This window comes from Rhizobiaceae bacterium (assembly GCA_023953845.1).
In the GTDB taxonomy this organism is placed as follows: Bacteria; Pseudomonadota; Alphaproteobacteria; order Rhizobiales; family Rhizobiaceae; genus Arvimicrobium.
The window spans coordinates 4,115,126-4,140,627 of the sequence record JAMLJC010000001.1 but is presented as its reverse complement, the minus strand read 5'-3'; the positions used below and the strand labels follow the sequence as shown (position 1 = coordinate 4,140,627).

General features: G+C 63.3%; 25 protein-coding genes. 13 read left to right on the top strand and 12 right to left on the bottom strand.

All coding sequences use genetic code 11. The annotated features are described in order from the left end of the window. From M9955_20495 to M9955_20465, 7 genes are all read left to right on the top strand, one after another. Entirely contained in the window at window positions 1–978 is a 978-nt protein-coding gene (locus M9955_20495; protein ID MCO5084024.1) for a TRAP transporter substrate-binding protein, read from the top strand. Between the two features lie 75 nt (window positions 979–1,053). After that, entirely contained in the window at window positions 1,054–1,617 is a 564-nt protein-coding gene (locus M9955_20490) for a TRAP transporter small permease (protein MCO5084023.1), read from the top strand. Beyond that, the gene (locus M9955_20485) at window positions 1,617–2,897 is read left to right on the top strand and encodes a TRAP transporter large permease (GenBank protein ID MCO5084022.1); all 1,281 of its coding nucleotides are present in this window, start codon (window positions 1,617–1,619) and stop codon (window positions 2,895–2,897) included. The genes M9955_20490 and M9955_20485 overlap by 1 nt, the downstream gene beginning before the upstream one ends. An 8-nt stretch (window positions 2,898–2,905) precedes the next feature. Further along, window positions 2,906–3,691 carry a FadR family transcriptional regulator gene (locus tag M9955_20480; protein MCO5084021.1) on the top strand — a complete coding sequence of 262 codons (786 nt, stop codon included), beginning with the start codon at window positions 2,906–2,908 and terminating at the stop codon, window positions 3,689–3,691. A 13-nt stretch (window positions 3,692–3,704) separates the two neighbouring features. Continuing rightward, window positions 3,705–4,562, top strand: a complete 858-nt coding sequence (gene kduI / locus M9955_20475) for a 5-dehydro-4-deoxy-D-glucuronate isomerase (protein ID MCO5084020.1) — start codon at window positions 3,705–3,707, stop codon at window positions 4,560–4,562. After that, window positions 4,559–5,317, top strand: a complete 759-nt coding sequence (gene kduD, locus M9955_20470; GenBank protein ID MCO5084019.1) for a 2-dehydro-3-deoxy-D-gluconate 5-dehydrogenase KduD — start codon at window positions 4,559–4,561, stop codon at window positions 5,315–5,317. The genes kduI and kduD overlap by 4 nt, the downstream gene beginning before the upstream one ends. 13 nt (window positions 5,318–5,330) lie before the next feature. Continuing rightward, window positions 5,331–5,663, top strand: a complete 333-nt coding sequence (locus M9955_20465; GenBank protein MCO5084018.1) for a cupin domain-containing protein — start codon at window positions 5,331–5,333, stop codon at window positions 5,661–5,663. Window positions 5,664–5,667: 4 nt separating this feature from the next. On the opposite strand, the gene M9955_20460 is transcribed toward M9955_20465, so the two are convergent. The 5 genes from M9955_20460 to hemP are packed head-to-tail and all read right to left on the bottom strand — an operon-like array spanning window position 5,668 to window position 9,783. Beyond that, on the bottom strand, window positions 5,668–6,456 hold the full coding sequence (locus tag M9955_20460; protein ID MCO5084017.1) for a heme ABC transporter ATP-binding protein: 789 nt from the start codon (window positions 6,454–6,456) through the stop codon (window positions 5,668–5,670). A 10-nt stretch (window positions 6,457–6,466) separates the two neighbouring features. Beyond that, entirely contained in the window at window positions 6,467–7,567 is a 1,101-nt protein-coding gene (locus M9955_20455; protein ID MCO5084016.1) for an iron ABC transporter permease, read from the bottom strand. A gap of 13 nt (window positions 7,568–7,580) precedes the next feature. After that, window positions 7,581–8,477 carry a hemin ABC transporter substrate-binding protein gene (locus tag M9955_20450; protein ID MCO5084015.1) on the bottom strand — a complete coding sequence of 299 codons (897 nt, stop codon included), beginning with the start codon at window positions 8,475–8,477 and terminating at the stop codon, window positions 7,581–7,583. A gap of 26 nt (window positions 8,478–8,503) precedes the next feature. Further along, window positions 8,504–9,562, bottom strand: coding sequence for a hemin-degrading factor (locus tag M9955_20445; protein ID MCO5084014.1), 1,059 nt, complete (start codon window positions 9,560–9,562; stop codon window positions 8,504–8,506). A gap of 8 nt (window positions 9,563–9,570) precedes the next feature. Then, entirely contained in the window at window positions 9,571–9,783 is a 213-nt protein-coding gene (gene hemP / locus M9955_20440) for a hemin uptake protein HemP (protein MCO5084013.1), read from the bottom strand. A gap of 318 nt (window positions 9,784–10,101) precedes the next feature. Between hemP and M9955_20435 the strand changes: the two genes are divergently transcribed. From M9955_20435 to M9955_20425, 3 genes are all read left to right on the top strand, one after another. Then, window positions 10,102–12,177 carry a TonB-dependent hemoglobin/transferrin/lactoferrin family receptor gene (locus M9955_20435; GenBank protein MCO5084012.1) on the top strand — a complete coding sequence of 692 codons (2,076 nt, stop codon included), beginning with the start codon at window positions 10,102–10,104 and terminating at the stop codon, window positions 12,175–12,177. Window positions 12,178–12,179: 2 nt separating this feature from the next. After that, window positions 12,180–12,602, top strand: a complete 423-nt coding sequence (locus M9955_20430; GenBank protein ID MCO5084011.1) for a hypothetical protein — start codon at window positions 12,180–12,182, stop codon at window positions 12,600–12,602. A gap of 159 nt (window positions 12,603–12,761) precedes the next feature. Further along, window positions 12,762–13,028, top strand: a complete 267-nt coding sequence (locus tag M9955_20425) for a hypothetical protein (GenBank protein ID MCO5084010.1) — start codon at window positions 12,762–12,764, stop codon at window positions 13,026–13,028. A gap of 25 nt (window positions 13,029–13,053) precedes the next feature. On the opposite strand, the gene M9955_20420 is transcribed toward M9955_20425, so the two are convergent. Next, window positions 13,054–14,265 (bottom strand): MFS transporter, encoded by a 1,212-nt coding sequence (locus M9955_20420; GenBank protein ID MCO5084009.1) that lies wholly within the window; start codon window positions 14,263–14,265, stop codon window positions 13,054–13,056. Window positions 14,266–14,370: 105 nt separating this feature from the next. On the opposite strand from M9955_20420, the gene M9955_20415 reads away from it, so the two are divergent. Continuing rightward, complete coding sequence (locus M9955_20415) at window positions 14,371–15,195, top strand: helix-turn-helix transcriptional regulator (protein MCO5084008.1); 825 nt, start codon at window positions 14,371–14,373, stop codon at window positions 15,193–15,195. Between the two features lie 53 nt (window positions 15,196–15,248). Here the strand turns inward: M9955_20415 and M9955_20410 are convergent, their stop codons facing one another. Continuing rightward, on the bottom strand, window positions 15,249–15,521 hold the full coding sequence (locus M9955_20410) for an HU family DNA-binding protein (protein ID MCO5084007.1): 273 nt from the start codon (window positions 15,519–15,521) through the stop codon (window positions 15,249–15,251). Between the two features lie 190 nt (window positions 15,522–15,711). Then, entirely contained in the window at window positions 15,712–18,126 is a 2,415-nt protein-coding gene (gene lon / locus M9955_20405; protein ID MCO5084006.1) for an endopeptidase La, read from the bottom strand. 420 nt (window positions 18,127–18,546) lie between these two features. Here lon and M9955_20400 point away from each other — a divergent pair, with 420 nt between their 5' ends. Further along, the gene (locus tag M9955_20400) at window positions 18,547–19,956 is read left to right on the top strand and encodes a hypothetical protein (GenBank protein MCO5084005.1); all 1,410 of its coding nucleotides are present in this window, start codon (window positions 18,547–18,549) and stop codon (window positions 19,954–19,956) included. A 1-nt stretch (window position 19,957) separates the two neighbouring features. Here M9955_20400 and M9955_20395 read toward each other — a convergent pair whose 3' ends face one another. Then, window positions 19,958–20,209: an acyl carrier protein gene (locus M9955_20395; protein MCO5084004.1), complete on the bottom strand. Its 252-nt coding sequence runs from the start codon at window positions 20,207–20,209 to the stop codon at window positions 19,958–19,960. Between the two features lie 127 nt (window positions 20,210–20,336). Here M9955_20395 and M9955_20390 point away from each other — a divergent pair, with 127 nt between their 5' ends. Continuing rightward, the gene (locus M9955_20390; GenBank protein MCO5084003.1) at window positions 20,337–21,959 is read left to right on the top strand and encodes an AMP-binding protein; all 1,623 of its coding nucleotides are present in this window, start codon (window positions 20,337–20,339) and stop codon (window positions 21,957–21,959) included. Here M9955_20390 and clpX read toward each other — a convergent pair. From clpX to M9955_20375, 3 genes are all read right to left on the bottom strand, one after another. Then, the gene (clpX, locus tag M9955_20385) at window positions 21,949–23,223 is read right to left on the bottom strand and encodes an ATP-dependent Clp protease ATP-binding subunit ClpX (protein MCO5084002.1); all 1,275 of its coding nucleotides are present in this window, start codon (window positions 23,221–23,223) and stop codon (window positions 21,949–21,951) included. The two genes, M9955_20390 and clpX, sit on opposite strands and share 11 nt — an antisense overlap. Before the next feature lie 318 nt (window positions 23,224–23,541). Next, entirely contained in the window at window positions 23,542–24,174 is a 633-nt protein-coding gene (locus M9955_20380; protein MCO5084001.1) for an ATP-dependent Clp protease proteolytic subunit, read from the bottom strand. Between the two features lie 158 nt (window positions 24,175–24,332). Continuing rightward, the gene (locus M9955_20375) at window positions 24,333–25,433 is read right to left on the bottom strand and encodes an FAD-dependent oxidoreductase (GenBank protein MCO5084000.1); all 1,101 of its coding nucleotides are present in this window, start codon (window positions 25,431–25,433) and stop codon (window positions 24,333–24,335) included. Window positions 25,434–25,502 lie beyond the last annotated feature (69 nt).

Below are 25,502 nucleotides of genomic sequence, written 5' to 3'. Positions count from 1 at the left end.
ATGATGCATTTTTCGAAACTGGCGGGAGCGACGCTCCTTGCCGCCGCCCTCATGACCGGCGCCGCCGCGGCCCAGACCGTGCTGCGCTCGTCGGACACGCATCCGGACGGCTACCCGACCGTCGAGGCGGTCAAGTACTTCGGGGATCTGGTGAAGGAGCGCACCGGCGGCCGGTATTCGGTCGAGGTCTATCACTCCGCGCAGCTCGGCCAGGAAGCCGACACGATCGAACAGGTGCGCTCGGGTGTCATCGACCTCAACCGCGTCTCCATGGCGCCCTGGAACAGCCTTGTCCCGCTGACCAAGATCCCTTCCCTGCCCTATCTCTTCACCTCGCCCGATCATGCCCGCAAGGTGATGGCAGGCGAGATCGGCGACGAGATCGCCAAGGGCTTTGACGAGCATGGCGTGGTGGTGATCGCCTTTTACGATGGCGGCGCGCGCTCCTTTTACAATTCCAAGAAGGCGGTCAACACCGTCGACGACCTGAAGGGCATGAAATACCGCGTCATCCAGTCGGATGTTTTCGTGGACATGGTGGCCGCGCTCGGCGCGACGGCGACTCCGATGCCGTATGGCGAGGTCTATTCCTCGATCGAGACCGGCGTCATCGACGGCGCCGAGAACAACTTCCCCAGCTACGAATCGGCCAAGCATTTCGAGGTCGCCAAGTTCTATTCACTCGATGAGCACACCATCGTGCCGGAAGTGTTCGTCATGGCCAAGACCGCCTGGGACAAGCTCTCGGACGAAGATAAGGCGATCTTCAAGCAGGCCGGCAAGGAATCCATGGAGAAGCAGTGGCAGCTCTGGGACGAGCGCGTCGCAGCCTCCCGCAAGATCGTCGAGGATGCGGGCTCGCAGATCAACACCCCGGAAAAGCAGCCGTTCATCGACGCCATGGCGCCGGTCTACGAAAAATATGTGAACACGCCTGAGCTCAAGGCCTTCGTCGAGCGTATCCGCGCGGTGAAATGATTGGGCGGATCGGGTCCGGGCCGCCTGCCCGGACCCTCATTCCTTAGGGAGGACAAGGTGGCCCAGCCGATCAGCATCGGAGAAGCTCCGCCCGAACGGCGACGCCTGACGGCGGCCGGCAAGCTGCTCGCAGCCCTGTCGGACGGCGCTCTCTACATCGCAGGCATCGGCCTGGTGGTGATGACCGTTCTGGTCTTCTGGCAGGTATTCCTGCGCTATGTGCTCAACCACAGCAACGCCTGGACCGAGCTTACGGCGATCATGCTGATGAGCTGGTTCATCTTCCTCGGTTCCGCCGTCGGCGTGCGGGAAAACTATCATCTCGGCTTCGACGTGCTGCTCTACGTCCTGCCGCCCGGCAGCAAGCGGATATTGCGCACCATCTCGGACCTCGTCGTGCTCGCCTTCGCCTTCGGCATGATCTGGTACGGCATCTCGCTGATGAGACTGCAATGGAACGAAGTGCTGCCTTCGCTCGGTATTTCGGGCGCCTTCCGCTACCTGCCGCTGACGGCCGGCGGCGTGCTGATCACGCTGTTTTCGCTGGAGCGGATCGTGCTGCGGTGGTCGGGAGTCGACGTCGACATGGACGCGCATGAGGAGGACGTGCCGTCGCTCTCGGAAGTGAAGGAAGTGTGATGGCTTCGCTCATCCTGTTCGGTGTCTTCACCCTGCTGATGCTCATCGGCACGCCGATCGCCTTCTGCCTCGGCGCGGCGAGTTTTGCGGCGATCCTCTACATCGGCCTGCCGCCGCTGGTGATCTTCCAGCAGATGAACTCAGGCATGAGCGTCTTCACGCTGCTTGCCATTCCTTTCTTCATCTATGCGGGTGACCTGATGGTGCGGGGCGGGATCGCCCAGCGTATCGTCAACTTCGCCGGCTCGCTCGTCGGCCACATGCGCGGCGGCCTCGGACAGGTCAATATCGCGGCTTCGACGCTTTTCGGCGGCATTTCCGGCTCTGCCGTCGCCGAGGCCGCGGCGGTCGGCGGGTTGATGATCCCGCAGATGAAGGCGCGCGGCTACGGGGCGGACTACGCCGTCAACGTGACGTCGATGGCGGCCCTCATCGCGCTCCTGCTGCCGCCGTCCCACAATATGATCATCTATTCCATTTCGGCCGGCGGGAAGATATCGATCGCCGATCTGTTCACGGCCGGCATCATCCCCGGCCTGCTGTTCGCCCTGTCGCTCATGGTGACGGCCTATATCGTCGCCCGCCAGCGGGGCTATCCGACCGAGCCGTTCCCGGGCTTCCGGCGCGTGGGCTGGTTCTTCCTCAATTCGCTGCCGGGTCTGCTGCTGATCGCGATCATCTTCGGCGGCGTCCGCTCCGGTGTCTTCACCGCGACGGAAAGTTCCTGCATCGCGGTCATCTACGCGCTGCTGGTGACGCTGCTGATCTATCGGCAGCTCAACTGGACGGCCTTCGTCCACGCCACGCTCGGCGCGGTGCGCACGACGGCCATGGTGCTGCTCATCATCGGAACGGCCGCATCCTTCGCCTGGCTGATGGCTTACCTGCGCATCCCCGCCCAACTGATCGCCTGGATGGGGGCGGTGTCGGAAAACCCGCTCATCGTGCTGCTCCTGATCAATCTCATTCTGCTGATCCTGGGCACTTTCATGGATATGGGCCCGACCATCATCATCGCGACGCCGATCTTCCTGCCGGTCGCCCTCCACTACGGCATCGATCCTGTGCATTTCGGCGTGATCCTGATCCTCAATCTGGGCATCGGCCTGAACACGCCGCCAGTGGGCGCCGTGCAGTTCGTCGCCTGTGCCGTCGGCCGGATCACCGTGTGGCAGGCGATGCGCTCGATCTGGCCTTTCTACGGCGCGAGCCTCGTCGTGCTCGCGCTTGTCACCTACGTGCCGGCGCTGTCGCTTTGGCTGCCGAGCGTCTTCAAGTAGGAGACGGCATGGCACCCAGCGATTCGACCGACATCAGAACCGAAAGACGGCCCAAGCTCTCCGAGCGCGTGGTTGCGGCATTGCGCGACCAGATTCTCCGGGGGCAGATTCCATCAGGCCAGAAATTGCCTACCGAGAGCCAGCTGACCGAGACCTTCGGCGTCTCCCGCACGGTGATACGCGAGGCGATCGCCACTCTCGCCGCCGACGGACTGGTCGAGCCCCGGCAAGGCGCGGGCGTCTTCGTCAATGAACGGCCGACACAGGCGTTCGCCGCGATCAGCGCCGGCAGCAGCGGCATGAGCATTTCCAACGCGCTCAATGTTCTCGAAGTCCGCATGGGCATCGAGATCGAGAGCGCGGGCCTCGCGGCGCTGCGCCGCAACAGCGCGCAGGAAGCGACGATCCAGGAAGCGTTCTTCGAGTTCGAACGGCTGCTCGGCCTCGGCAAGCCGACCGGCAAGACCGATTTCGCCTTCCATCGCGCCATCGCGGCCGCCACCAACAACCCGTTCTACGTCGATGTGCTTGATGCGCTGGGCAGCCGCACGATCCCCTGCGACGTCACCTCGCCATGGGGCACGGACAGCGTGCTGACCCGAGAGTATCAGGAAGGGCTGCAGCGGGAACATCTCGTGATAATGCGCGCCATCCTGCGAGGCGACGCCGACGCGGCGCGCGCCGGCATGCGCGCGCATCTTGGCGCCAGCCAGCAGCGCTACCGCGAGCGTCTCGACGGCCGCTACGAGGAATATCTTTCCGCCATGCCCCGGCTGCGCAATTCCCAAACCTGAAAAGAGAAGACCAATGACCGGAACGCACGGCCACACCGAATACACATCGCGCTACGCGATCGATCCGCAGGCGGCCGCGGCCATGGGCACGGACGAATTGCGCAGCCATTTCCATCTGCCTGCGCTGTTTCAGGCGGGCAGCATCAACCTCGTCTATACGCACTACGACCGCATGGTCGTCGGTGGCGCCATGCCCGGCGCGAAGACCTTGAAGCTTGAGGCGATCAAGCCCACCGGAACGCCGAATTTCCTAGACCGCCGCGAAATGATCGCGGTGAACATCGGCGGAGCTGGCACGGTCACGACCGACGGCGTCATCCATGCGCTGGCGCCGCGCGATATGATCTATATCGGCAAGGACACCGCCGAGGTCGTCTTTGCCTCGGACGCCGCCGTCGAACCGGCGAAGTTCTATCTTCTCAGCGCGCCGGCCCATGCGCGGCATCCGACGAAAACGATCAGGATCGGGGACGCCAAACGGCTCGATCTCGGCAGCCAGCTAACCTCGAACGAGCGCTCCATCTGCCAGTTCATCCATCCGGAAGGCGTGAAAACCTGCCAGCTCGTCGTCGGCATGACGCAACTCGCGCCCGGTTCCGTGTGGAACACCATGCCCTGCCACGTGCACGACCGCCGGATGGAGGCGTATCTCTACTTCGACCTGCCCGATACGGCTTGCGTTTTCCATTTCATGGGCGAGCCCGACGAGACCCGACACGTGGTGATGAAGAACGAGGAGGCCGTGCTTTCGCCGGGCTGGTCGATCCACTCCGGCTGCGGCACCTCAAACTACGCCTTCATCTGGGCCATGGCCGGCGACAATGTGGATTATACCGACGTCGATCCGGTGGCGATCGGCGATCTGCGATGAAGCCGTCTCCGTTCAGCCTTGAAGGCAAGCGCATCCTGGTGACCGGAGCCAACACCGGCATCGGCCAAGGGATTTGTCTCGCGGCCGGGCGCGCTGGAGCAAGCGTGACCGGTGTCGGCCGATCCTCGATGGAAGAAACCGCCGGCTTGATGCGCGAGATCGGCGCCGCGTTCGAGCCAGTAGCCTGCGACCTGTCGGATCACGCCGCCGCGCAGACGATGTTCGAAGCAGTCTGGAAGAAGGCGCCCCTCGACGGCCTCGTGAACAATGCCGGCATCATCCGGCGGCAGGATGCCGTCGAATTCTCGGAAGAGAATTGGGACGACGTGGTCGACACCAACCTCAAGACGACGTTCTTCCTCTGCCAGTCCTTCGGCCGGCACCTGCTCGCGGCGGGCCGCGCGGGTCGCATCGTCAACATCGCGTCGATGCTCTCCTTTCAGGGCGGGATACGCGTTGCCTCCTATACCGCTTCCAAACACGGCGTGGTCGGCATCACCAGGTTGCTCGCCTGCGAATGGGCAGCCAAAGGAATCAACGTCAACGCAATCGCGCCGGGTTATATCAAGACCAACAACACCGAGGCGTTGCGCGCCGACCCGGACCGCAACGCGGCCATTCTCGCCCGGATTCCCGCAGGCCGCTGGGGCCGCCCGAGCGACATAGGCGACGCGGCGGTGTTCCTGCTCTCGCCGGCGTCCACCTATGTGCACGGTACCGTACTCGCCGTCGACGGCGGCTGGCTGGCAAGATGAGGAGCCTTTCTGCATGACGGACATCACATTGTTCTCGGACGGCACGGGCGAATGGACGGCGACGCCGGACGGCAACCGCCGCCGCGTCGTCCTGCATACGGACGAACTGATGATGGTCGAGTTCGCCTTCGAAAAGGGCGGCGAAGGCTGGCTGCATTCCCATCCGCACGTGCAGGCGAGCTATGTGGTCGAAGGTGTGTTCGAGGTGACGATCGACGGCAGGACGCAGACCGTCGCAGCCGGCGGGGCCTACATCGTCCCGTCAAACCTCGTTCACGGGGTAAAGGCGCTCGAAGCGGGGCGGCTGATCGACGCCTTCACACCGCATCGCGCCGACTTCCTCTGATCGCTCAGGCGACGGACTGCGGCAGCACGAAGGGCATGTCTCCTGCCGGCAAGGCCCCTACCCTCAGCGGACACTCGAACACTCGCGCAATGACCTCGTCGCTCAGCACGGCGCGCGGCGAGCCCGCGGCCGCGAGACTGCCGCGCTGCATCACGTAGACCCGGTCGGCATACATCGCAGTGAGATTGAGATCGTGCAGGATGGCGATCACGCCGCCGCCGCTGCGGGCGAAATCGCGCGCAATATCCATGATGATGAGCTGATGCCTGATGTCCAGGCTCGACACCGGCTCATCAAGCAGGAGATAGCGCGGGTTCCCGTCCAGCACCGGCGTCCAGACCTGGCAGAGGACGCGCGCCAGTTGCACCCGCTGCTGCTCGCCGCCGGAGAGTTCCTGATAGTAGCGGCCGGCGAACCCCTCGAGATCGACGCGGGCCAGAGCGCGCTCCGGCAGCCGCTCGTTTTCCCCGGCCGGAGCACCGGACCGGCCACCTGTCAGACCAAGCTTGACCACCTCGCGCACCGTGAACGGGAAGGCCATCATCGCCTGCTGCGGCAGCACGGCGCGCATCGCCGCCGCTTCCCAGGCCTTCATCGACCTGAGCTCGCGGCCGTTGATCGAGATCCGTCCCCCATAGCCCGCGTCTCCCGAAAGCGCCTTGAGGAAGGTGGTCTTGCCGGAGCCGTTCGGACCGACGATTGCGGACACCTCGCCCGGATGCGCCTCGAAGTCGACGCCGGAGACGATGCGCTTGCGGCCGAAGGAGATGGAGACTCTTTCCGCGACGATCATGGAGCCGGCCTCACAGATCGACCACGCCGCGCCGGCGCAGCAGTATCCACAGGAAGAACGGCGCGCCGGCCGCCGCCGTGACGATGCCGATCGGCAGTTCGGCCGGGGCGACGATGGTGCGGCTCGCCGCATCGGCGATCAAGAGGAGAATGCCGCCCAGAAGCGCCGATGCCGGCAGCAGATACCGGTTGTCCGGGCCTATCACGAGTCGCAGAAGATGCGGCACCACGATCCCGACGAAGCCGATGCCGCCGCTGACGGCGACGGCGGCGCCGACCACCGCCGAAACGACGACGATAGCCACGTGTTTCAGCCGTTGCACCGGTATGCCGAGATGCGCGGCCGTCGGCTCTCCCAGCGCCAGCGCATTCAGGCCGCGCGCTATGAACGGCGTGGCGATCATGCCGACCAGCATGATCGGAGCCGCCGCGCCGACTTTCGCCCAGGTCGAGCCCGCGAGCGAGCCGAGCTGCCAGAAGGTGAGATCACGCAACTGCTGGTCGTCCGCGACAAAGATGAGAATGCCGGTCAGCGCCATGGCCAGCGCGCTGAGCGCTATGCCGGCGAGCAGCATGGTGGCGATGGATGTCCGCCCCTGCCGTGTCGATACCTGATAGAGGATCAGCGTGACGATCAGGCTGCCGACGAAGGCCGAAACCGGCAGCGCGTAGCCGCCCAGCAACGCCGTAGCCGGCGAGAGGATGGTTGCGCCGAGCACGATGACGGACACGGCGCCGAGGCTGGCGCCGGCCGATACGCCGACGAGGCCGGGATCAGCGAGCGGATTACGGAACAATCCCTGCATCACGGCTCCGGACACAGCGAGACCCGCGCCGACGAGAATGCCCATCACGATGCGCGGCAGGCGAATATCCTGCACGATGATCTGGTCACGGGCGGAAATGCCGATGTCCGGGGAGCCGCCGAAAATCCACTGCCCCAGCACCGCCATCGCGGACGCATCCGACGCACCGGCGGTCAGGCTGAGAACGGCGGTCACCACGAGACATACGGAAAGGCCGGCCATCACCAGCCGTGCCAGCGACGAGCGATCCCCTTCCGGAGCGCGGCGCGTCACGCCTGCAGTCGCGGCGGAAATCTGCTGCACCATGGGTCCGGCCCGATCAATTTCCAACCTGATCGCCGTAGAGCGCCGCAGCAACCTCCTTGACCGCATCGGCGGTGCGCGGCCCGAAGCCGAGCAGATAGGCGCCGTCCATTTTGATCAGCCGTTTCGCCTGCCCGGCAGGCGTTGCCGCGATCGCCGGATGGGCAAACAGTTCCGCTTCGCCGGCATCGTGCTGGCCGCCGCGCGTCATCATCAGGATAACGTCGGGCTTCGCCTCGATGGCTGCCTCGTCGGTGAGTTGCTTGTAGCCGTGATAGCCCTGCACGGCGTTGACGCCGCCGGCAAGCTCGATGATGCCATCCGCGGCCGTGCCTGCGCCGGCAGCCTGTATCTTGCCGCCCTGCATGGACAGGATGAACAGCACACGCTTGCGCTCCTTCACCCCGGCCGTAAGCTGTTCCGCCTCTTTCAGCTTGCCGTCGACCTGTGCGGCCAGTGTTTCAGCCTTGTCGTCGGCGCCGATCGCCTTGCCCACGGCGCGGATGCGTTCGACGATACCCGCGTGATCGTAGCTTTCCCTGATCTCCACGTATGGAACGCTCGCCTTCTTGAGCACGTCGACGGCCTCTTTCGGCCCGCTACCCTGCAATGCCAGGATTCCGCTCGGGTTCACCGAGAGGACGCCTTCCGGCGAAAGCTGGCGCATATAGCCTACATCGGGAAGCGCGAATGCCGCCTCGGGATAGACGCTGGTCGAATCCCTGCCCACCAGCATCTTCTCCTCGCCCAGCGCGTAGACGATCTCGGTGATGGCGCCACCGATCGAAACCACGCGCGATGTGTCTGGCAGCACCGGAGTTTCATCGGCCGCAGCAGGAAGCAACGTGGCAAGCATGCCCATTGCGGCGGACGTCAGCCCGCGCAGCCGGCGGATCGAAAAACTTGCAGACATAACTCTACTTTCTAGGCCCTGTCGCGTCAGGCGGCAACAGGCGAGTCGATGCGCGGCATATTCTCGACGAGAAACCGCCAGTCCTCGCGCTCGTGCTGACCTTCCTCGCGCTTGCCGAAGAACTGGATGATCAGCCTGCCGGCGGCATCATAGGCCTCCACCGACGTGACGTGCCCGTCCGTGTTCGGCTTGCGGACGCCCCACACCTCCGCGATGTGGTCGGTACGCAGGTGCATATGGAACGTCTCGTCCATGACGTTGATCCACGGCCCCATCGGCTTGATGGATTGAACAGGCCCCGAATGGATCTGTATGCAGCCGCGATTGCCGACGAAGCACATGATCGGCAGCGCCTGCTGGGCGGCATGGCTGAGCACGGCAGCGACGCTATCGACGGGCATCGACCATGCGTAGTCCTTGCCGACCATGCGCATGGCCTGCCGGCGATTCAGCTTCAACGCCTTCAGGATACCGAAGAACTGGTGGACATCCGTCATCCGGCTCCAGCGATCGCGAAGATCCTCGACGCTGGCCGACGTCTCCGACGTGCCGGCGTCTTCGCCGGGCAATGGCACAACATCCAGCGTGCGGCTCTGTCCGGTACTTTCAAGTTCCGATACAAGCTTCTGATATGCATAAAGATTCGAGGCAGCGCGCAGATGAACCTTATGCACTGCCTCGCCGCTCGCATCGAAGAATTGCAGACTGCGACGGATATCGTCGCCGTCCCGCTTTTCGACCGCGAAGCCGTATTTCCACGCTTTCGGAAAAACGCGCAGGTCGATCTGCTCGCCGAGCACGAGCGCGGCGTGTTCGCCCGGCTCGACATTCTCGTAGACGCCGATCTTCTCATGCACGACGCTCTCGTTGCGCGTCAGGGCCATGACCTCGCCGACCGCTCCAAGGCCGACCAGCAGATCGTTCACACGCGGCTCGATGCGCAAAACGCCGTCGCCGCAATGCGCCGCAACAAGCTCGGCTTCGGAGATGCCGAGCTGCGTCGCAAGGTCTCTTTCGCGTATCTTCGGATTGTCGACACGCGCCCGCACGATCGCCTGCGGCGACGGCTTCGTATGCTGGTCCATTCCGGGTCCTATTTATTCAGGATGAGCTTTCCCTGCCGGGTGATCTTCAGCCTGTAAAGCGATTCTCCGTGCGCGATGCCGATCTCGTGCTCGCCGCGCTGGAAGAGCGATTCGCTCGACAGCGTGCGCACCGACATCCGGTCCAGCGGAGGACGGTAGGCAACGCCTTCCGCCGGCCGGGCATAGCGGAACTGGAAGCTCTTGGGGTTGTGCGTGTTCATGGCTCGGTCCTTTCTGCGGCTAATGGGCAACACCCGCCCCCTCGCCTTCCTGAATCGTCACGCGAATTGTTGACACTAATTATCAGCTTTAATAGTCAGTGCAATACCGGAGTTGACGAGTCAAGTTTTTAACAGCGCCGGCATAGCCAAGGCAGAAGGATGCCTGAGCAGAGTTTTGAGGAGCGGGGAATTATGGAATTGCGGGACAACAAGGCGGCCGGATGGACAACGGCGCGAATGGTTGGCGGACGTTCGGGCAGGCTGAAGGCCGCTTTGCTGGCCAGCGCCGCCGGTCTCGTGCTGACAACCGCTGCCACCATGGCGCAGGATGCAGCGACGCAGGCGCCCGCGGAAACCACCGAACAGAGCGCGGCGGACAACGGCAACTCGACGATGCTCGACGAGATCCTCGTCAGCAGCCGCACCGGGGATTCGGCGCTCGAAACGCTGGGCTCCGCCAGCCAGGTCGATCAGCAGCAGATAGAGCGCCGGATGGCCGCGACCACATCCGACATTCTCTTCGGCGTGCCCGGCGTCACCATGCAGACCGACGCGCGCCGCCTGAGTTCCAGCGTCAACATCCGCGGCCTTCAGGATTTCGGCCGTGTCGCCGTCATACTCGACGGCGCGCGCCAGAATTTCCAGCGTTCGGATCATGGGCCGCAATCGACCTTCTGGATCGATCCGGAACTGGTGAAGTCGGTGGATGTCATTCGCGGTCCGATTGCGAACACCTACGGCTCGGGCGCCATTGGGGGCGTCGTATTCTTCGAGACCAAGGACGCCGAGGATTTCCTGAAGCCGGAAGAGAACTGGGCCGTATCAACCACGGCCATGTACGAGACCAACGGCGAAGGCGTGACCACCAGCGCCACCGGCGCCTATCGCTTCAATGACTCCGTGAGCGCATTGGGCAACATCGTCTATCGCGACTACGACGACTACGAGGCCGGCGGCGGCGACACGGTGCCCGGCACCGGCTTCGACGTGCTGAGCGGCATGCTGAAGGCGACCATCAAGCCGACGGAAAACAGCGAGCTGAAGCTCGGCTGGATCGGCGCCGACGACAGCTGGAGCGAGGTCAGCGGCGGCCAGACCGCCTATGACATCGACCTGAAGCAGAATACCTTCACGGGCCGCTACAACATTACCGACGATGCCAGGAGCTGGCTCGATCTCCACATCAACGTCGCCTACAACGCCGCTGAACTTGATCAGATCAGCCTCGTGCCGCTCGGCGGTCGTTTCGATCCGGTCACCGGCCAGCGGATCACGCTGCCGGCGGGCTCTACCGCCAACTACGACATCGGCACCACCAGCATCGATGCCTGGAACACCTCCCGTTTCGAGACCGGCGCGGTTGCGCACGAACTTACCTACGGCGCGGACTGGGTAGGCGATAACGTCGACACGACCGGCACCGCAGGCGGCGACAGCTTCTACACGCCCTCAGGCGACCGCACCATCTGGGGCGCCTATATCCAGGACAAGCTTACCTGGAACTGGCTCGAAGTGCTTGGTGGCCTCCGCTATGACGACTACAAGCTGAAGGGCGAGAACACCGAAACCTCCGGCGACCATCTTTCGCCTCGCATATCGGTGGGCGTCTCTCCCTTCGACGAAGGCAGCCTCGCCGGCCTGCAATTCTACGGCACCTATGCGGAGGGCTATCGCTCGCCGTCGCTCTCGGAAACGCTGATCAGCGGGCTGCATCCGGCGGGCGTGAGCTTCCCATTCCTGCCCAACCCCAACCTCAAGCCGGAAACCGGCAAAACGTGGGAATTCGGCGTCAACTACAAGGCCGACAGCGTCATCGCCACCGGCGACGCGTTGCGCATCAAGGCTGCTTACTTCAACAACGACGTCGACGACTACATCGACGGCGTGACCCTTTCCGCCTTCGATCCGACCAGCGGCTGCTTCCGCGGCGGTTCCATCCCGATCTGTTTCCAGTACCAGAACTTCGCAAAGGCCAAGATCGACGGCTTCGAGTTCGAAAGCGTCTACGACGCGTCCTGGGGTTTCCTCGGACTATCGGCCTCGATCATTGACGGACACACGATTTCCTATGAAGGCGAGCGCGCCGATCTTGCCACGACGCCATCCTCCCAGGTCACCGGCCAGGTCGGGTTCCGCTTCCTCGACGACCGTCTGACCGTCGGCGGCGAGGTGCAATACAACGGCAAGCCGAAGGGCAACGAGTTCGCGGATGACTACACGCTGGTGAATGCGTTCGCGTCCTACCGCCACAACGACAATCTGAAGTTCGATCTGCGCGTCGACAACCTGCTTGACGAAAAATACGCCAGGCCGCTCAATGCCGCCAGCACCGAGACGCTGTATGAGCCCGGTGTCTCGGTCAAGTTCGCCGCCACCATGCGCTTCGGAGGATAAACATGCGGTTCAGATCGCTTCTTACCGCCATCTTCGCTTGCGCTGCGGCATCAACAGCCTTCGCGCAAGATGCGAAACCGGCCCTTCAGCTCGAACTGAACGCTGTTCAACCATCGGAAAAGGGCTGCCGGCTCACCTTCGTCGTGAAGAATAACCTCGGCGCGGAGCTTTCCCGCGCCGCTTTCGAGGTGGCCCTGTTCAACGAGCTTGGCGTCGTCGACAGGCTGACCGTTCTCGACTTCAAGGAACTGCCGGCGGGCAAGACGAAAGTCACCCGCTTCGAGCTGGCGAACACGGACTGCACCAAGATCACGCGTGTGCTGATCAACGGCGCGACGGAGTGTCAGGGCGAAGGCATCGAGCCGACGGCCTGCATGCGGCAACTGACGACCAGCTCAAAGGGGGGCGTGGAGTTCGGCATCTGACGATACTCCAGCCCTTTCAATGAGTTCGCTGGCTCGCACGAGCCAGCATCCCCAGGCACCCTTTTCGGCACCTTCGATATTCGGGCCGGCGACCAGGCCGGCCGAGAGGAACCCTTGCCGTCGTGAGCGACTTAGCGCCGGTAACCCGAAAGGATCGTCATGTTCGGACTTCTCTCTTTTCACGCGATCGCGGCCGCCCGCGGCGACGGGATGCGACCGGAACTTCTGGAGCTCCTGTCGCGCCAGAGCCGGCTGCACGCGTCCGATACGAACATCGCGCATCTGGAGCATCATCGCGCGACCGGCTTCACGCAGGCGGGACCGAATCCGGTGGCCGCATGTGAGGTAAACAGCACCGACAATGTCGTGACCTTCTCGCGGCCGGCCACGCTGCCTGAAACCGGACTCTGGAAGGCAGTCCGGTAGCGCCCTCGCCTTGGGGGTTCTGCTCCTAGCGGAGCGCTCGGGTGCTTGGCAGGAATATCGTCAGCAGACCCAGCGCCGGCAGGTACGAGCACATCCAGTAAACGTAGTCGATGCCGCGATGGTCGGCGACGACGCCGAGCACGGCGGCCGCGATGCCGCCTATGCCGAAGGCGAAGCCGAAGAAGATGCCGGCAACCATGCCGACACGGCCCGGCAACAGTTCCTGTGCGAACACAACGATCGCCGGGAACGCCGACGCCATGATGACGCCGATGATCATGCTCAGCACCGCTGTCCATAGCAGGCTGTCGACATAGGGCAGCGCCAGCGTGAACGGCAGGCAGCCGAGAATCGAGAACCACATGACGAACTTCGCGCCGAAGCGGTCGCCGATCGGTCCGCCAATCACCGTTCCTACCGCCGCTGCGAAAAGAAACAGGAACAGCAGCACCTGCGAGTTCTGCACGGAAACGCCGAACTTTTCGATGACGTAGAAAGTGTAGTAACTGGAAATGCTGGCCATATAGGCGTTCTTGCTGAAGGTCAGCGCCACCAGCACCAGAAGCGCTACGACGAGGCGCGGCCGGGTCACGGCGGACACGGCGGCTGACGCCTTCTTCGCCACCACCACCCGGTTGCGGTTGTACCAGTCGCCGATCCACCACAAGAGCCCGACACCGACCAGCGCCAGCAGGGAAAACCAGGCCACGCTGCTCTGACCGCCGCGCACCACGATGAAAGCGGCGAGGAGTGGCCCGAGCGACTGCCCGAAGTTGCCGCCAACCTGAAAGAGCGACTGGGCGAGGCCGAAGCGCCCGCCGGAGGCCAGACGCGCAACGCGCGACGCTTCCGGGTGGAAGATGGACGAGCCTATGCCGATGAAGGCCGAACCGATCAGCAGCAGCACATATTGCGCGGAAAAGGCGATCAGCAGCGTCCCGATCAATGTCGAACCCATGCCGAATGCCAGCGAGTAAGGCATCGGCCGCTTGTCCGTATAGATGCCGACCAGCGGCTGAAGCAGCGACGCGGTAACCTGGAACGTCAGGGTCAGCAGCCCGATCTGCCAGAAATCCAGGCGATAGCCGTCCTTGAGCATCGGATAGATCGCCGCAAGCAGCGACTGCATGATGTCGTTGATCATGTGGCTGAGGCTGATCGCGAAGATCACGGCCATCGCAGTGTTCGTAGCGACACTCGGCGCGATCGGGCGGCTGGAAGCTGCGGTATCGGTCAATTCTGTCTCCTGGCGGCTGGTCCGACCAAGCCGGCTGCCCTACTACGCCTCTTGCCGTCACCCTTCCTTCGTGCTTCGGTCCATTTCTTACGCGAGTGGGCCAGAATGCGGGGACGAATCGAACCGGAGGACAGGGAAGGCTTTTCCTATCTCCACGCGCGCCGGCTGGACTGGCTGGAAAGGTCGCACGGCGCGCTGGTGGCGATTCCAGCCGTCTATCCGGACGGCCTTCATGTACCCATGCATCGCCACAGCCGGGCCCAGTTGCTGCAGGCCCTGCACGGCGTGGTCATGGTGATGACCAATGCCGGCCGTTGGATGGTGCCGCCCGATCATGCCATGTGGATTCCGGCCGGAATCGAACATGCGGTCGATATACTCGGCGACGTCGAAATGCACTCGATCTATGCGGAACCGGGCGCGCTCAGCGGCCCCACGCAGAAGCTGCGGGTCGTCGAGGTCACCGATTTCGTGCGCAGCCTGATCGTCGAGGTGTCACGCGAGGCCGAACGCGACGCCGGCAGCCAGCGCTTCGGGTTGCTCTCCACGCTGCTGCTGCATGAAATCCCCAATCTTCGCGAAGTGCCGCTTGCCCTGCCGCTGCCGACAGACCCGAAACTGGCGGCACTGTGCCAGGCATTCGTCCGAAATCCGTCGTCCCGCGCCGCGATCGAGGACTGGGCGGATCAACTCGGCATGAGCCGCCGCACCTTCACCCGCAATTTTCACCGCCAAACCAATCTCAGCCTCTCGACCTGGCGCCAGCAGGCCTGCATTTTCGCCGCGCTGCCCAGGCTGGCGGAAGGGCAGCCCGTGACACGCGTGGCGCTGGACCTCGGCTACGACAGCGTGCCGGCCTTCACCACCATGTTCCGCCGTATGACCGGCATCTCCCCTCGCCGGTACCTGCAGAAGAAAAAGGCCGCCTGAAACGAAAAAGCCGGGACAGGGCCCGGCTTGTCTCGTCTTGATGCGGCGACGCCTCAGTTGACGGCGTCCTTGAGGCCCTTGCCCGCCGAGAACTTCGGCACGGTGCGGGCCGGGATCTTCACTTCCGCGCCGGTCTGCGGGTTGCGGCCGGTCGAGGCAGCGCGCTTCGAGACGGAGAAGTTGCCGAAGCCGACCAGACGGACATCGCCGCCCTTCTTCAGCTCCGAGGTGATGACGGAGAATACCGCATCCACCGCCGACTGGGCATCGCCCTTGGACAGCTTGGCAGCCTCGGCGACGGCAGAGACGAGTTCGTTCTTGTTCATCAGTTGTTTCCTTCCATCAGAGAACCGGCGACCCGCGAGTCTGCCGGGAGGAACGGACATTAGAAAGAAGCGCCGTCCGAACCAAGCGAGAATATCGCTCAGAAACGAGAAAAACCGCAGAATTCTGCGGTTTCTCACAGAAAAGCCGGGCGCGGGGCCCGGCTTTTGCGATGGTTCGGCCTATGCCGGCTCAATGAGCGAGCGACTTGCCCGCATCGGTGGCCGGATCGACCTTCGGCGCCGGCGTCTCGGCCGGTTCGCTCCACTCGATCGGCTCCGGCATCCGCACCAGCGCGTGCTTCAGCACCTCGCCGACGCGGCTGACCGGAATGATCTCCATGCCGCTCTTCACATTCTCCGGAATATCCGCCAGATCCTTGGCGTTTTCCTCCGGGATCAGCACCTTCTTGATGCCGCCGCGAAGCGCTGCAAGCAGCTTCTCCTTCAGACCGCCGATCGGCAGGACACGGCCGCGCAGCGTGATCTCGCCCGTCATCGCCACGTCCTTGCGGACCGGGATGCCGGTGAGGACCGACACGATCGCCGTCGCCATCGCCGTTCCGGCAGACGGACCGTCCTTCGGCGTCGCGCCTTCCGGCACGTGCACGTGGATGTCCCGCTTGTCGAACAGCGGCGGCTCGATGCCGAAGTCGATGGCGCGGCTGCGGACATAGGATGCTGCAGCCGAGATCGACTCCTTCATCACGTCCTTCAGGTTGCCCGTCACCGTCATCTTTCCCTTACCGGGCATCATGACGCCTTCGATCGTCAGCAGTTCGCCGCCGACCTCGGTCCAGGCAAGACCAGTCACGACACCGACCTGATCCTCGCCGTCGATCTGGCCATAGCGGAAACGCGGCACGCCCAGATAGTCGGCCAGATTGGCCGGCGTGATCTTGATCGACTTCTTCTTGGTCCTGAGGATTTCCGTGACCGCCTTGCGTCCGAGCTTCATCAGCTCGCGCTCGAGGCTGCGCACGCCCGCTTCCCGCGTATAGGTCTGGATGACCCCGCGGATCGCGTCCTCGCTGACCGAGAACTCCTTCGGCTGGAGCGCGTGGTCGCGAACCACCTTCGGCAGCAGATGCCGCTTGGCGATCTCGACCTTCTCGTCCTCCGTGTAGCCGGCGATACGGATGATCTCCATGCGGTCCATCAGCGGACCGGGAATGTTCAGCGTATTCGCCGTGGTCACGAACATGACGCTCGACAGGTCGTATTCGACCTCGAGGTAATGATCCATGAAGGTCGAGTTCTGCTCCGGATCGAGCACTTCCAGCAGCGCCGATGACGGATCGCCGCGGAAATCCATGCCCATCTTGTCGATCTCGTCGAGCAGGAAGAGCGGATTGGACTTCTTGGCCTTCTTCATCGACTGCAGCACCTTGCCGGGCATCGACCCGATATAGGTGCGGCGGTGACCGCGGATCTCGGCCTCGTCACGCACGCCGCCCAGCGCCATGCGCACGAACTCGCGTCCGGTCGCCTTGGCGATCGACTTGCCGAGCGAGGTCTTGCCGACGCCGGGAGGGCCGACGAGGCAGAGGATCGGACCCTTGATCTTCCGCTGGCGGCTCTGGACGGCAAGGTACTCGACGATGCGCTCCTTGACCTTGTCCAGCCCGTAATGGTCGGTGTCGAGCACCTCCTGGGCGAAGTTCAGGTCATGCTTGACCTTGGAGTTCTTGCCCCAGGGCAGCGACAGCAGCCAGTCGAGATAGTTGCGCACGACGGTCGCCTCGGCCGACATGGGCGACATGGTCCGGAGCTTCTTCAGCTCGGCATTCGCCTTCTCGCGGGCCTCCTTGGAGAGCTTCGTCTTCTTGACGCGCTCCTCAAGCTCGGCGACCTCGTCGCGGCCGTCCTCGCCCTCGCCGAGCTCCTTCTGGATCGCCTTCATCTGCTCGTTGAGGTAGTATTCGCGCTGGGTCTTCTCCATCTGGCGCTTGACGCGCGAGCGGATGCGCTTCTCCACCTGAAGCACGGAGATTTCGGCCTCCATGAAGCCCATGGCCTTCTCCAGCCGCTCCTTGACGGACAGCGTGCCGAGGATTTCCTGCTTCTCCGGAATCTTGATCGCGAGATGCGAGGCGACGGTGTCCGCCAGCTTCGAGTAGTCCTCGATCTGGCCAGCCGCGCCCACGACTTCCGGCGAAATCTTCTTGTTGAGCTTCACATAGTTCTCGAAGTCCGAGACGACGGAGCGCGCCAGCGCCTCGATCTCGACCTCGTCCTCCTCGGGCTCCGCAAGCACCGAGGCGCTCGCCTCGTGGAAATCGATGCGATCGGTGAACTGGTTGATCTTGGCGCGCGCGGTGCCTTCGACCAGCACCTTCACGGTGCCGTCCGGGAGCTTCAGGAGCTGCAGCACATTGGCGAGCGTGCCGATCTCGTAGATGGCGTCAGACGCAGGATCGTCGTCCGCCGCATTCATCTGGGTGGCGAGAAGGATCTGCTTCTCGGCGCCCATGACCTCTTCCAGCGCCTTGATCGACTTTTCGCGCCCGACGAAGAGCGGGACGATCATATGAGGGAACACGACGATATCGCGCAGTGGGAGAACTGCGAAAACGCCGCTGCCGGAAGCCCGGGGTGTTCTGGCCATTGTCTTACCTTTCTTCACGGCCGCCTGTAGCCAACCGCGAATCCCATATTAATGGCCGGGAGCCATTCCGCCTACCGTTCATTTCGAACGGGACGAGCAGCACGGATTTCAAACTCCACGACCTTCAGGACGTTAGTTGGCGTTGCATCGCACAAAGATCAAGTGCCGGACGCACCTTGCGGCAATGGAGGCGCCTTCTGTTCCGCTTCCTCGGCGGCATAACCGCGGAGAGTATTCCCGTTCGGCCCGCCTAGCTTCCGAATTAGGCGAAAATGAGCAATTTGCGGGCTATGCAGGCACCATCTTGAGGGTGTGGCGAGGGAAGACATGGGATCAGCGACCAGCACGCAATCCGCGCGAGCCGCCCGATCATTGCAAGGTCTGGGCAAACTTGCGCAATGGCGGCAAGCCTGGCTCGGCATGGACACCAATCCACGCGTGCTCGCGCTGGCGCAGACCTGCTACGGCAAGATCCTCATCTACGCGGGATTTGTGCTCGCGCTGCTGGCCGGACGCCAGCTGTCGCTCGCGGCGTCTGCGCTCATCGCCTTGACGGTCGCGGCCTGCATCGCTGCGCCACACCGCAAGCTGATCATCATGGCGGCTTCCGGAGCTGTGTATTTCTGTCTGCGGCCATACCGGACCCAGCAACAGATCGAGTTCTCCGAACGTGTCTATCCGCCCGAGTTCGCGATGGCCGAACTCCCCGCCTTGGCGTCCTATACGCCGTTGGCCATCGCTTTTCTTGCCATTTTCTACGTCGTCGGCCGTCTCGCCAGCCGCTACCCCCGCGCTCTTCCGGTTCGCCGGTCTCTCATCAGCCAGACGGTGGTCTTCTTCGCCCTGCTGGTCGTCGGCGGTGCGCTTTCGCCGACGACGGCCTCCTACGGCCTGATCTGGTCGCTCATCGTCATGATGGCGGCTTCCTTTTTCTTCCTGGCCTACGGCATGGCCGACATCCGCGCACAAGGAGATGTCCGCACTGCAATCCATGTCGGATTCGTCAGGCCGTTCTGGAGCGGCCCATCCATACCGTTCAAAGGCCTGTCCTATCTACGCAAATTCGAGGCGCATGAGCCGGCGGAACTGGCGGCCGTCCGGTTGCGGGCTCTGAAGCTCATTGTATGGGCGACCATGCTCGCATGTGTCTGCCGCATGCTGGAAGCAGGCGCCTATGACATGGCCGGACTGCCGACATTGCAGCAGGCCATCGCCGACACGGCCGGCGCAAGTTCTTACGGCATTGCTCTTAGCTGGACGGTGTTGATCAAGGCATTTCTGTTCAACGTGATTTCGCTGGGAGCGCTCGTTCACACGCTCGTCGCCGTCATCCGCATGTGCGGCTATGGCATTCCGCGCGGCATGGCGCGACCATTGACCGCGCGGTCGATCGCCGAGTTCTGGAACCGCTATCTCTTCTATTTCAAGGAATTGCTTGTCGACTTCTTCTTTTATCCGGCGTTCGTCCGGTTCTTCAAGAAATGGCCCAGGCTTCGCATCGCCTTCGCCACCTTCTGCGCCGCCTTTGTCGGCAACATGATTTTCTCGATCCTCTCGCAGGTGCATCTTTTCGCCGATATCGGACCGCTGAAGACGCTCGCCATGTTCGATTCCTATGCGGTCTACGCGCTGGCCCTCACAGTGGCGCTGATCGCCTCGCAGCTTGCCTCACGCCGACCGCGGCCCGAGGACGGCGTCCTGCGCTACGAGATTCTGCCACGGGTGACGGTGATCGGCTTCTTCTGCGTCGCTCAGATCTTTTCCGATGAAGGCGCGCATACGTCGCTTGCGGAGAGGACAGGCTTTCTGCTCCATCTCCTGGGGGCATGACCTAGCCGGCGGCCCCGTTCACAAGCGCCCGCAGCTCGCGCAGCGTATCGATCCTTGAGACGTCGAAGTCGGCATCGGCAAGATCGATTCCATAGGTCGATTCAAGCAGCATCATCACTTCAAGCGCGGCCATCGAATCGAGGCGGCCGGCGGCGAACAGCGAATCATCATCCGACAAGTGACGCGTGTCGCCCCGATCGACAAGCTTTTCGGTAAGAAGGCGCCTGACCGCCCCGAATTTCTCGTCCCGCATAGCGGCTCCCCATCCTAAGAGTGACAAAGAGAGCCGACAGGAATTGAGTTTTGTTTAACAATGTATGAGGTTCGTCGGATCGTCATCCGAAGTGCGAGACCGCTCGCCCGGCGACCTCGGGGAACACATGCGAAATCGGTTCAACGCCGCGCGGTCATTCTTCGATACTGCACGCCGCCATGCTCATCTGCCGGCGCTGGTAGTCGGCAGCGTCACCCACAATTATTTTGCGCTTTCGGGGCTTGCCTCGAGATTGGCTGCCCGGCTGGCTTCCGCGCGCCGGTCCGGGCGCGTCGGCATCCTCGCGACGCGCAGCATGGAGGCTTATGCCGGCATCATCGCGACGGCATGGTCGGGCGGCACCTATGTTCCCCTCAACCAGAAATGGCCGGAGGCACGCCTCGTCGAACTGCTGCGGATGCTCGATCTCGATGCGCTGGTCGTCGATAGCACAGGCGAAAGCCTGCTCACAGCCGGCGTTCTCGCGGCGGCGCCTGAACTGATCGTCGCGCCCGCAGGCAATGGACGGGTGGATCGGGCCTTGCGCCTCGACGCTCTGCCGGGCGATGCGCTGGACGAGCCGGTGCCCGTCTCGCCAGGTCACCCGGCCTATGTCATCTTCACGTCAGGCACGACGGGGACACCGAAAGGCGTGGTCATCGCCTCCGCGGCGCTTCAGCACTATCTCGACCAGACGGAGCCGTGGACGCGATTTACGGAGAAAGACCGGATCGGAGAATGCTGCGATGTCACTTTCGATCTCACAGTCCACAACATGTTCCTGGCCTGGCGCGCGGGGAGTTCGCTCCATCTGATGTCGCAGCTCGATCTCGTGGCTCCGGCGCATTTCATCCGCAGCCATGAGATCAGCGTCTGGCTCTCCGTGCCGACGATCGCTGCCACGATGCGGCGCCTCGGCGCGCTCAAACCAGGCATTTTCCCAAGCCTTCGCCTGTCCATCTTCTGCGGCGAGCCCCTGCCCGTCACCGTCGCCCAGGCCTGGGCCGAGGCAACGCCGTCCGGTGTCGTCGAGAATATATACGGACCTACCGAGGCCACGGTCGTCTGCATGCGCCAGACGCTGACCGAGCCGCCTGTCGCGACCCCGGAACGCGGGACGCTCGCGATAGGGCGCCCCTACGACACAACAACCGTGGCCATTCTCGATGAGAAGCAACAGCCGGTCGAAGCTGGCCAGGCGGGCGAGATCGCGCTTTCAGGTCCGCAGCTTGCCATCGGCTACTTCAATGCACCCGGGCAGACCGCTGACCGCTTCCGACTCATCGACGGACAGCGCTGGTATCTGACCGGCGATCTCGGACGACAGGATGAAAACGGCACCTATCATCACCTGGGACGCATGGACAATCAGGTCAAGGTGAAAGGCAACCGCATCGAACTGGAGGAGATCGACGCGCATCTGCGCAAAGCTGCCGGTACGGAAACGGTGGCGACGATCGCCTGGCCGGTCAATTTCGGCTCAGCCGAAGGTCTCATCGGCTTCTGTGCGAGCACGACGCTTTCGCCGGACGATATACGCGCACGAATGCGCCTGACACTCCCAAACTACATGGTGCCGGCCGAGATTCATATTGTTGAGCCGATGCCGCTCAACATCAATGGAAAGGTCGACCGCAAGGCGCTCGTCGCCATGGTGCAATCCAGCGCCCACACCCTTCGACCGGACACGAAAGCGGCGCCCGCAGGCGCCGTCGCGGATCGTCATGAAGGCAGGTCGGTCAAGCGCTGACCGGCCCCTTCTTCTCCTTGGCCTCGGAATAGATGTAGAGCGGCCGGGCACTGCCGGTGACAACCTCGTCGGAGATCACCACCTCGCGCACGCCTTCCAGCGCCGGCAGCTCGAACATGGTGTCGAGCAGGATCGCTTCCATGATCGAACGGAGACCCCGCGCGCCAGTCTTGCGCTCGATTGCGCGCTTGGCGATGGCCGACAGGGCGTTCTCATGGAAGGTCAGGTCGACATTCTCCATCTCGAACAGCCGCTGGTATTGTTTCACCAGAGCGTTCTTCGGCTCGGTCAGGATCTGGATCAGCGCTTCCTCGTCGAGATCCTCGAGCGTCGCCAGAACCGGCAGACGGCCCACGAACTCGGGAATGAGGCCGAATTTCAGCAGGTCCTCGGGCTCCACCATACGGAACAGGTCGCCCGTGCGGCGATCCTCCGGCGAGGCCACGCTCGCGCCGAAGCCGATCGACGTCTTGCGGCCGCGCTCCGAGATGATCCTGTCGAGGCCGGCGAACGCGCCGCCGCAGATGAACAGGATGTTCGCCGTGTCGACCTGCAGGAATTCCTGCTGCGGGTGCTTGCGGCCGCCCTGCGGCGGAACGGAGGCAACCGTGCCTTCCATGATCTTCAGCAGCGCCTGCTGCACGCCCTCGCCCGACACGTCGCGGGTGATCGAGGGATTGTCCGACTTGCGGGAGATCTTGTCGATCTCGTCGATGTAGACGATTCCGCGCTGCGCCCGCTCGACATTGTAGTCGGCCGCCTGCAACAGCTTCAGGATGATGTTCTCGACATCCTCGCCGACATAGCCGGCCTCGGTCAGCGTCGTGGCGTCGGCCATGGTGAACGGCACGTCGATGATGCGGGCCAGCGTCTGGGCAAGCAGCGTCTTGCCGCAGCCGGTCGGGCCGATCAGCAGAATGTTGGACTTGGCCAGTTCGACGTCGTTGTTCTTGCCCGCATGCGCGAGGCGCTTGTAGTGATTGTGGACCGCCACCGACAGCACGCGTTTGGCGTAGGGCTGGCCGATCACATAATCGTCAAGAACCTTGAGTATCTCCTGCGGGGTCGGCACGCCCTCGCGGGACTTCACCATCGAGGTCTTGTTCTCCTCGCGGATGATGTCCATGCAGAGCTCGACGCACTCGTCGCAGATGAAGACGGTGGGACCCGCGATCAGTTTGCGAACCTCGTGCTGGCTCTTGCCGCAGAACGAGCAGTAGAGGGTGTTCTTGGAATCACCGCCGCCGTGGCTGACCTTGCTCATGCCTTCTCAGTCCTTCTTGGCGCCGCCCGGAAAGCGGCGCCCTTAGTTGCCTGCAACGCAAGCCTTACCAGCAAGTTAAGGCGTCCGCACGCCTCTGCCAACAGTTTTGGCTGGCAGAATTCCAAACTCTAGACGCTCTGCACCCGAATCCGCATTCACGATACGGACATATCCCCTTTCGAAGCTAAGCCGCCGAAACTCAATTTTGGCTTAACGTAGGGCCTGGGCGAGAACGAGGAAACAGCAAATTGTGACGGAATTGCCGCAGTAAGGCGTCAATATCCACTGCTGTCGCTTCGGGTGGTCATTCGCATCCTATCAGACGCCGACCGCCGTCTCCATGGCTTCACGGGTGGTGATCACCTTGTCGATCAGACCGAAATCCTTTGCCTCGTCGGCCGTCATGAAGTGGTCGCGGTCGAGCGTCCGCTCGATGGTCTCGTAGTCCCGTCCGGTATGCTTGACATAGACCTCGTTCAGCCGGCGCTTCAGCTTGATGATGTCCTGCGCGTGACGCTCGATGTCGGAGGCCTGCCCCTGAAAACCGCCCGAGGGCTGGTGCACCATGATGCGCGCATTCGGCGTGGCGAAGCGCATGTCCTTGTGACCGGCGCAAAGCAGCAGCGAGCCCATGGACGCCGCCTGCCCGACGCAGAGCGTCGCCACCGCCGGCTTGATGAACTGCATGGTGTCGTAGATCGCCATGCCCGACGTCACCACGCCGCCCGGCGAATTGATGTAAAGATTGATCTCCTTCTTCGGGTTCTCGGCTTCGAGAAACAGAAGCTGCGCGCAGACCAGGGTCGCCATGCCGTCTTCGACCGGACCGGTGATGAAGATGATGCGCTCCTTGAGCAGGCGCGAGAAGATGTCATAGGCGCGCTCGCCGCGATTGGTCTGCTCGACCACCATCGGCACGAGGTTCATGTAGGTCTCGACGGGATTCTTCATCACTGTCCCTTGTTGGACGCGATTCCGGTGAAAAATGCTCAGAATCGGGATTGGCTGGTTAATCCCTAGATAGGATGGCTGCCACGGCCTGCGCAAGGCCGCCCGGTTGGGCAGGTATCGCTTCCGGCCGTTCAGGTTAATGGCCCGGCAGACCCTGGCTAGGCCTCGGCGCGCAGCCACCGCCTGAAATCGTCGATGCCGCCGCTTTCGACCGCTTCGGCAGCCCGCCGCCCGACCGAGGCGCCGAACTTGTAGCCGTGCCCCGAGCAGGCCGAGACGACGAGGCATGTTCCGAACTCGCCCGCCGTGAAGCGCTCGTCGTCCGTAAACGTGTAGGCGCAGGTGACGACACTGGTGACCTCATACTCCCCGATCCGCTTCATGGGCGGCGCGAAGAGGTTGCGGATCGCCTCGCCCTCGCCTTCCACCGGCTCCCGGTTCCAGTCGGCGTCGCTGGTCCGCACCTTGTGCAGCCCGGAGCCGAATTTCAGCCCGCCGCCGCCGGAAGGCGGGATGATGTAGCCGTCCGTCGTGCCGCCGACATCGAGGATGACCGGCGCTTCGGCCCACGCGGCCCTGAGATCGGCAGGCGGCTCCAGATAGACGACCGCCGTGCGGTAGGTGGTGAGCTCGGCGCCTAGCTCCGGAAACAGCTTCAGGACCCACGCGCCGGCCGTAATCACGACGCGATCGGCGGAAAGCATCTCGCCGCTTTCCAGTTCGACCTTGCCAGCGTCGCGGTCGATCGCGACGACCTTGCTGTTCTCATAGACATTGGCGCCGTGTTCGCGCAGCCATTTTGCGATGCCGGCCGCGATCCGACGGCAATGCAGCGCACCGCCCTCTGTCGAGAAGAAAGCATAGCGGAACGTGTCCGCTTCAAGGAAAGGCCAGCGGCGGGCCGCTTCCGCCGCCTCGACATAGTCGAAGCCGTAGCCGCCGTCGCGCATGCCTTGCAGATATTCTTCCGCCTCGTCGCCTTCTTCGCGGGATATGCAGAGAAACCCGCGCGGGTCGAGGTGGCTTTCGCCGAGGTCGGACCACAGCTCGTCCCAAGCCTCGTAGGCTTCCGTGATCAAACGGCCATAACCGGCGGCGGCTCCGTAGGCGCGGCGGATGATCCGATGATGATCTCCCGAGGCGGCGAGTGGATTCGGAATCGCCCCCTGCTCCAGCAGCGTCACATTGTGTCCGCGCTTGACCAGCGACCACGCGGTCGACAGTCCGGCGATCCCTGCCCCCAAGACGATGATGTTCAAGCAGGACCTCCAATGGCGCGCGAGCTCTTTTCGCATCCAGTTACAAACTCTGGCGCGGCCATGGCAAGC

Bases quoted from the DNA above. Each gene is read 5' to 3' on its own strand.
- M9955_20495 (MCO5084024.1), top strand. From the start codon at position 1: ATGATGCATTTTTCGAAACTGGCGGGAGCGACGCTCCTTGCCGCCGCC.
- M9955_20485 (MCO5084022.1), top strand. From the start codon at position 1,617: ATGGCTTCGCTCATCCTGTTCGGTGTCTTCACCCTGCTGATGCTCATC.
- M9955_20480 (MCO5084021.1), top strand. From the start codon at position 2,906: ATGGCACCCAGCGATTCGACCGACATCAGAACCGAAAGACGGCCCAAG.
- kduI (MCO5084020.1), top strand. From the start codon at position 3,705: ATGACCGGAACGCACGGCCACACCGAATACACATCGCGCTACGCGATC.
- kduD (MCO5084019.1), top strand. From the start codon at position 4,559: ATGAAGCCGTCTCCGTTCAGCCTTGAAGGCAAGCGCATCCTGGTGACC.
- M9955_20465 (MCO5084018.1), top strand. From the start codon at position 5,331: ATGACGGACATCACATTGTTCTCGGACGGCACGGGCGAATGGACGGCG.
- M9955_20460 (MCO5084017.1), bottom strand. From the start codon at position 6,456: ATGATCGTCGCGGAAAGAGTCTCCATCTCCTTCGGCCGCAAGCGCATC.
- M9955_20455 (MCO5084016.1), bottom strand. From the start codon at position 7,567: ATGGTGCAGCAGATTTCCGCCGCGACTGCAGGCGTGACGCGCCGCGCT.
- M9955_20450 (MCO5084015.1), bottom strand. From the start codon at position 8,477: ATGTCTGCAAGTTTTTCGATCCGCCGGCTGCGCGGGCTGACGTCCGCC.
- M9955_20445 (MCO5084014.1), bottom strand. From the start codon at position 9,562: ATGGACCAGCATACGAAGCCGTCGCCGCAGGCGATCGTGCGGGCGCGT.
- hemP (MCO5084013.1), bottom strand. From the start codon at position 9,783: ATGAACACGCACAACCCCAAGAGCTTCCAGTTCCGCTATGCCCGGCCG.
- M9955_20435 (MCO5084012.1), top strand. From the start codon at position 10,102: ATGGCGCAGGATGCAGCGACGCAGGCGCCCGCGGAAACCACCGAACAG.
- M9955_20430 (MCO5084011.1), top strand. From the start codon at position 12,180: ATGCGGTTCAGATCGCTTCTTACCGCCATCTTCGCTTGCGCTGCGGCA.
- M9955_20425 (MCO5084010.1), top strand. From the start codon at position 12,762: ATGTTCGGACTTCTCTCTTTTCACGCGATCGCGGCCGCCCGCGGCGAC.
- M9955_20415 (MCO5084008.1), top strand. From the start codon at position 14,371: ATGCGGGGACGAATCGAACCGGAGGACAGGGAAGGCTTTTCCTATCTC.
- M9955_20410 (MCO5084007.1), bottom strand. From the start codon at position 15,521: ATGAACAAGAACGAACTCGTCTCTGCCGTCGCCGAGGCTGCCAAGCTG.
- lon (MCO5084006.1), bottom strand. From the start codon at position 18,126: ATGGCCAGAACACCCCGGGCTTCCGGCAGCGGCGTTTTCGCAGTTCTC.
- M9955_20400 (MCO5084005.1), top strand. From the start codon at position 18,547: ATGGACACCAATCCACGCGTGCTCGCGCTGGCGCAGACCTGCTACGGC.
- M9955_20395 (MCO5084004.1), bottom strand. From the start codon at position 20,209: ATGCGGGACGAGAAATTCGGGGCGGTCAGGCGCCTTCTTACCGAAAAG.
- M9955_20390 (MCO5084003.1), top strand. From the start codon at position 20,337: ATGCGAAATCGGTTCAACGCCGCGCGGTCATTCTTCGATACTGCACGC.
- clpX (MCO5084002.1), bottom strand. From the start codon at position 23,223: ATGAGCAAGGTCAGCCACGGCGGCGGTGATTCCAAGAACACCCTCTAC.
- M9955_20380 (MCO5084001.1), bottom strand. From the start codon at position 24,174: ATGAAGAATCCCGTCGAGACCTACATGAACCTCGTGCCGATGGTGGTC.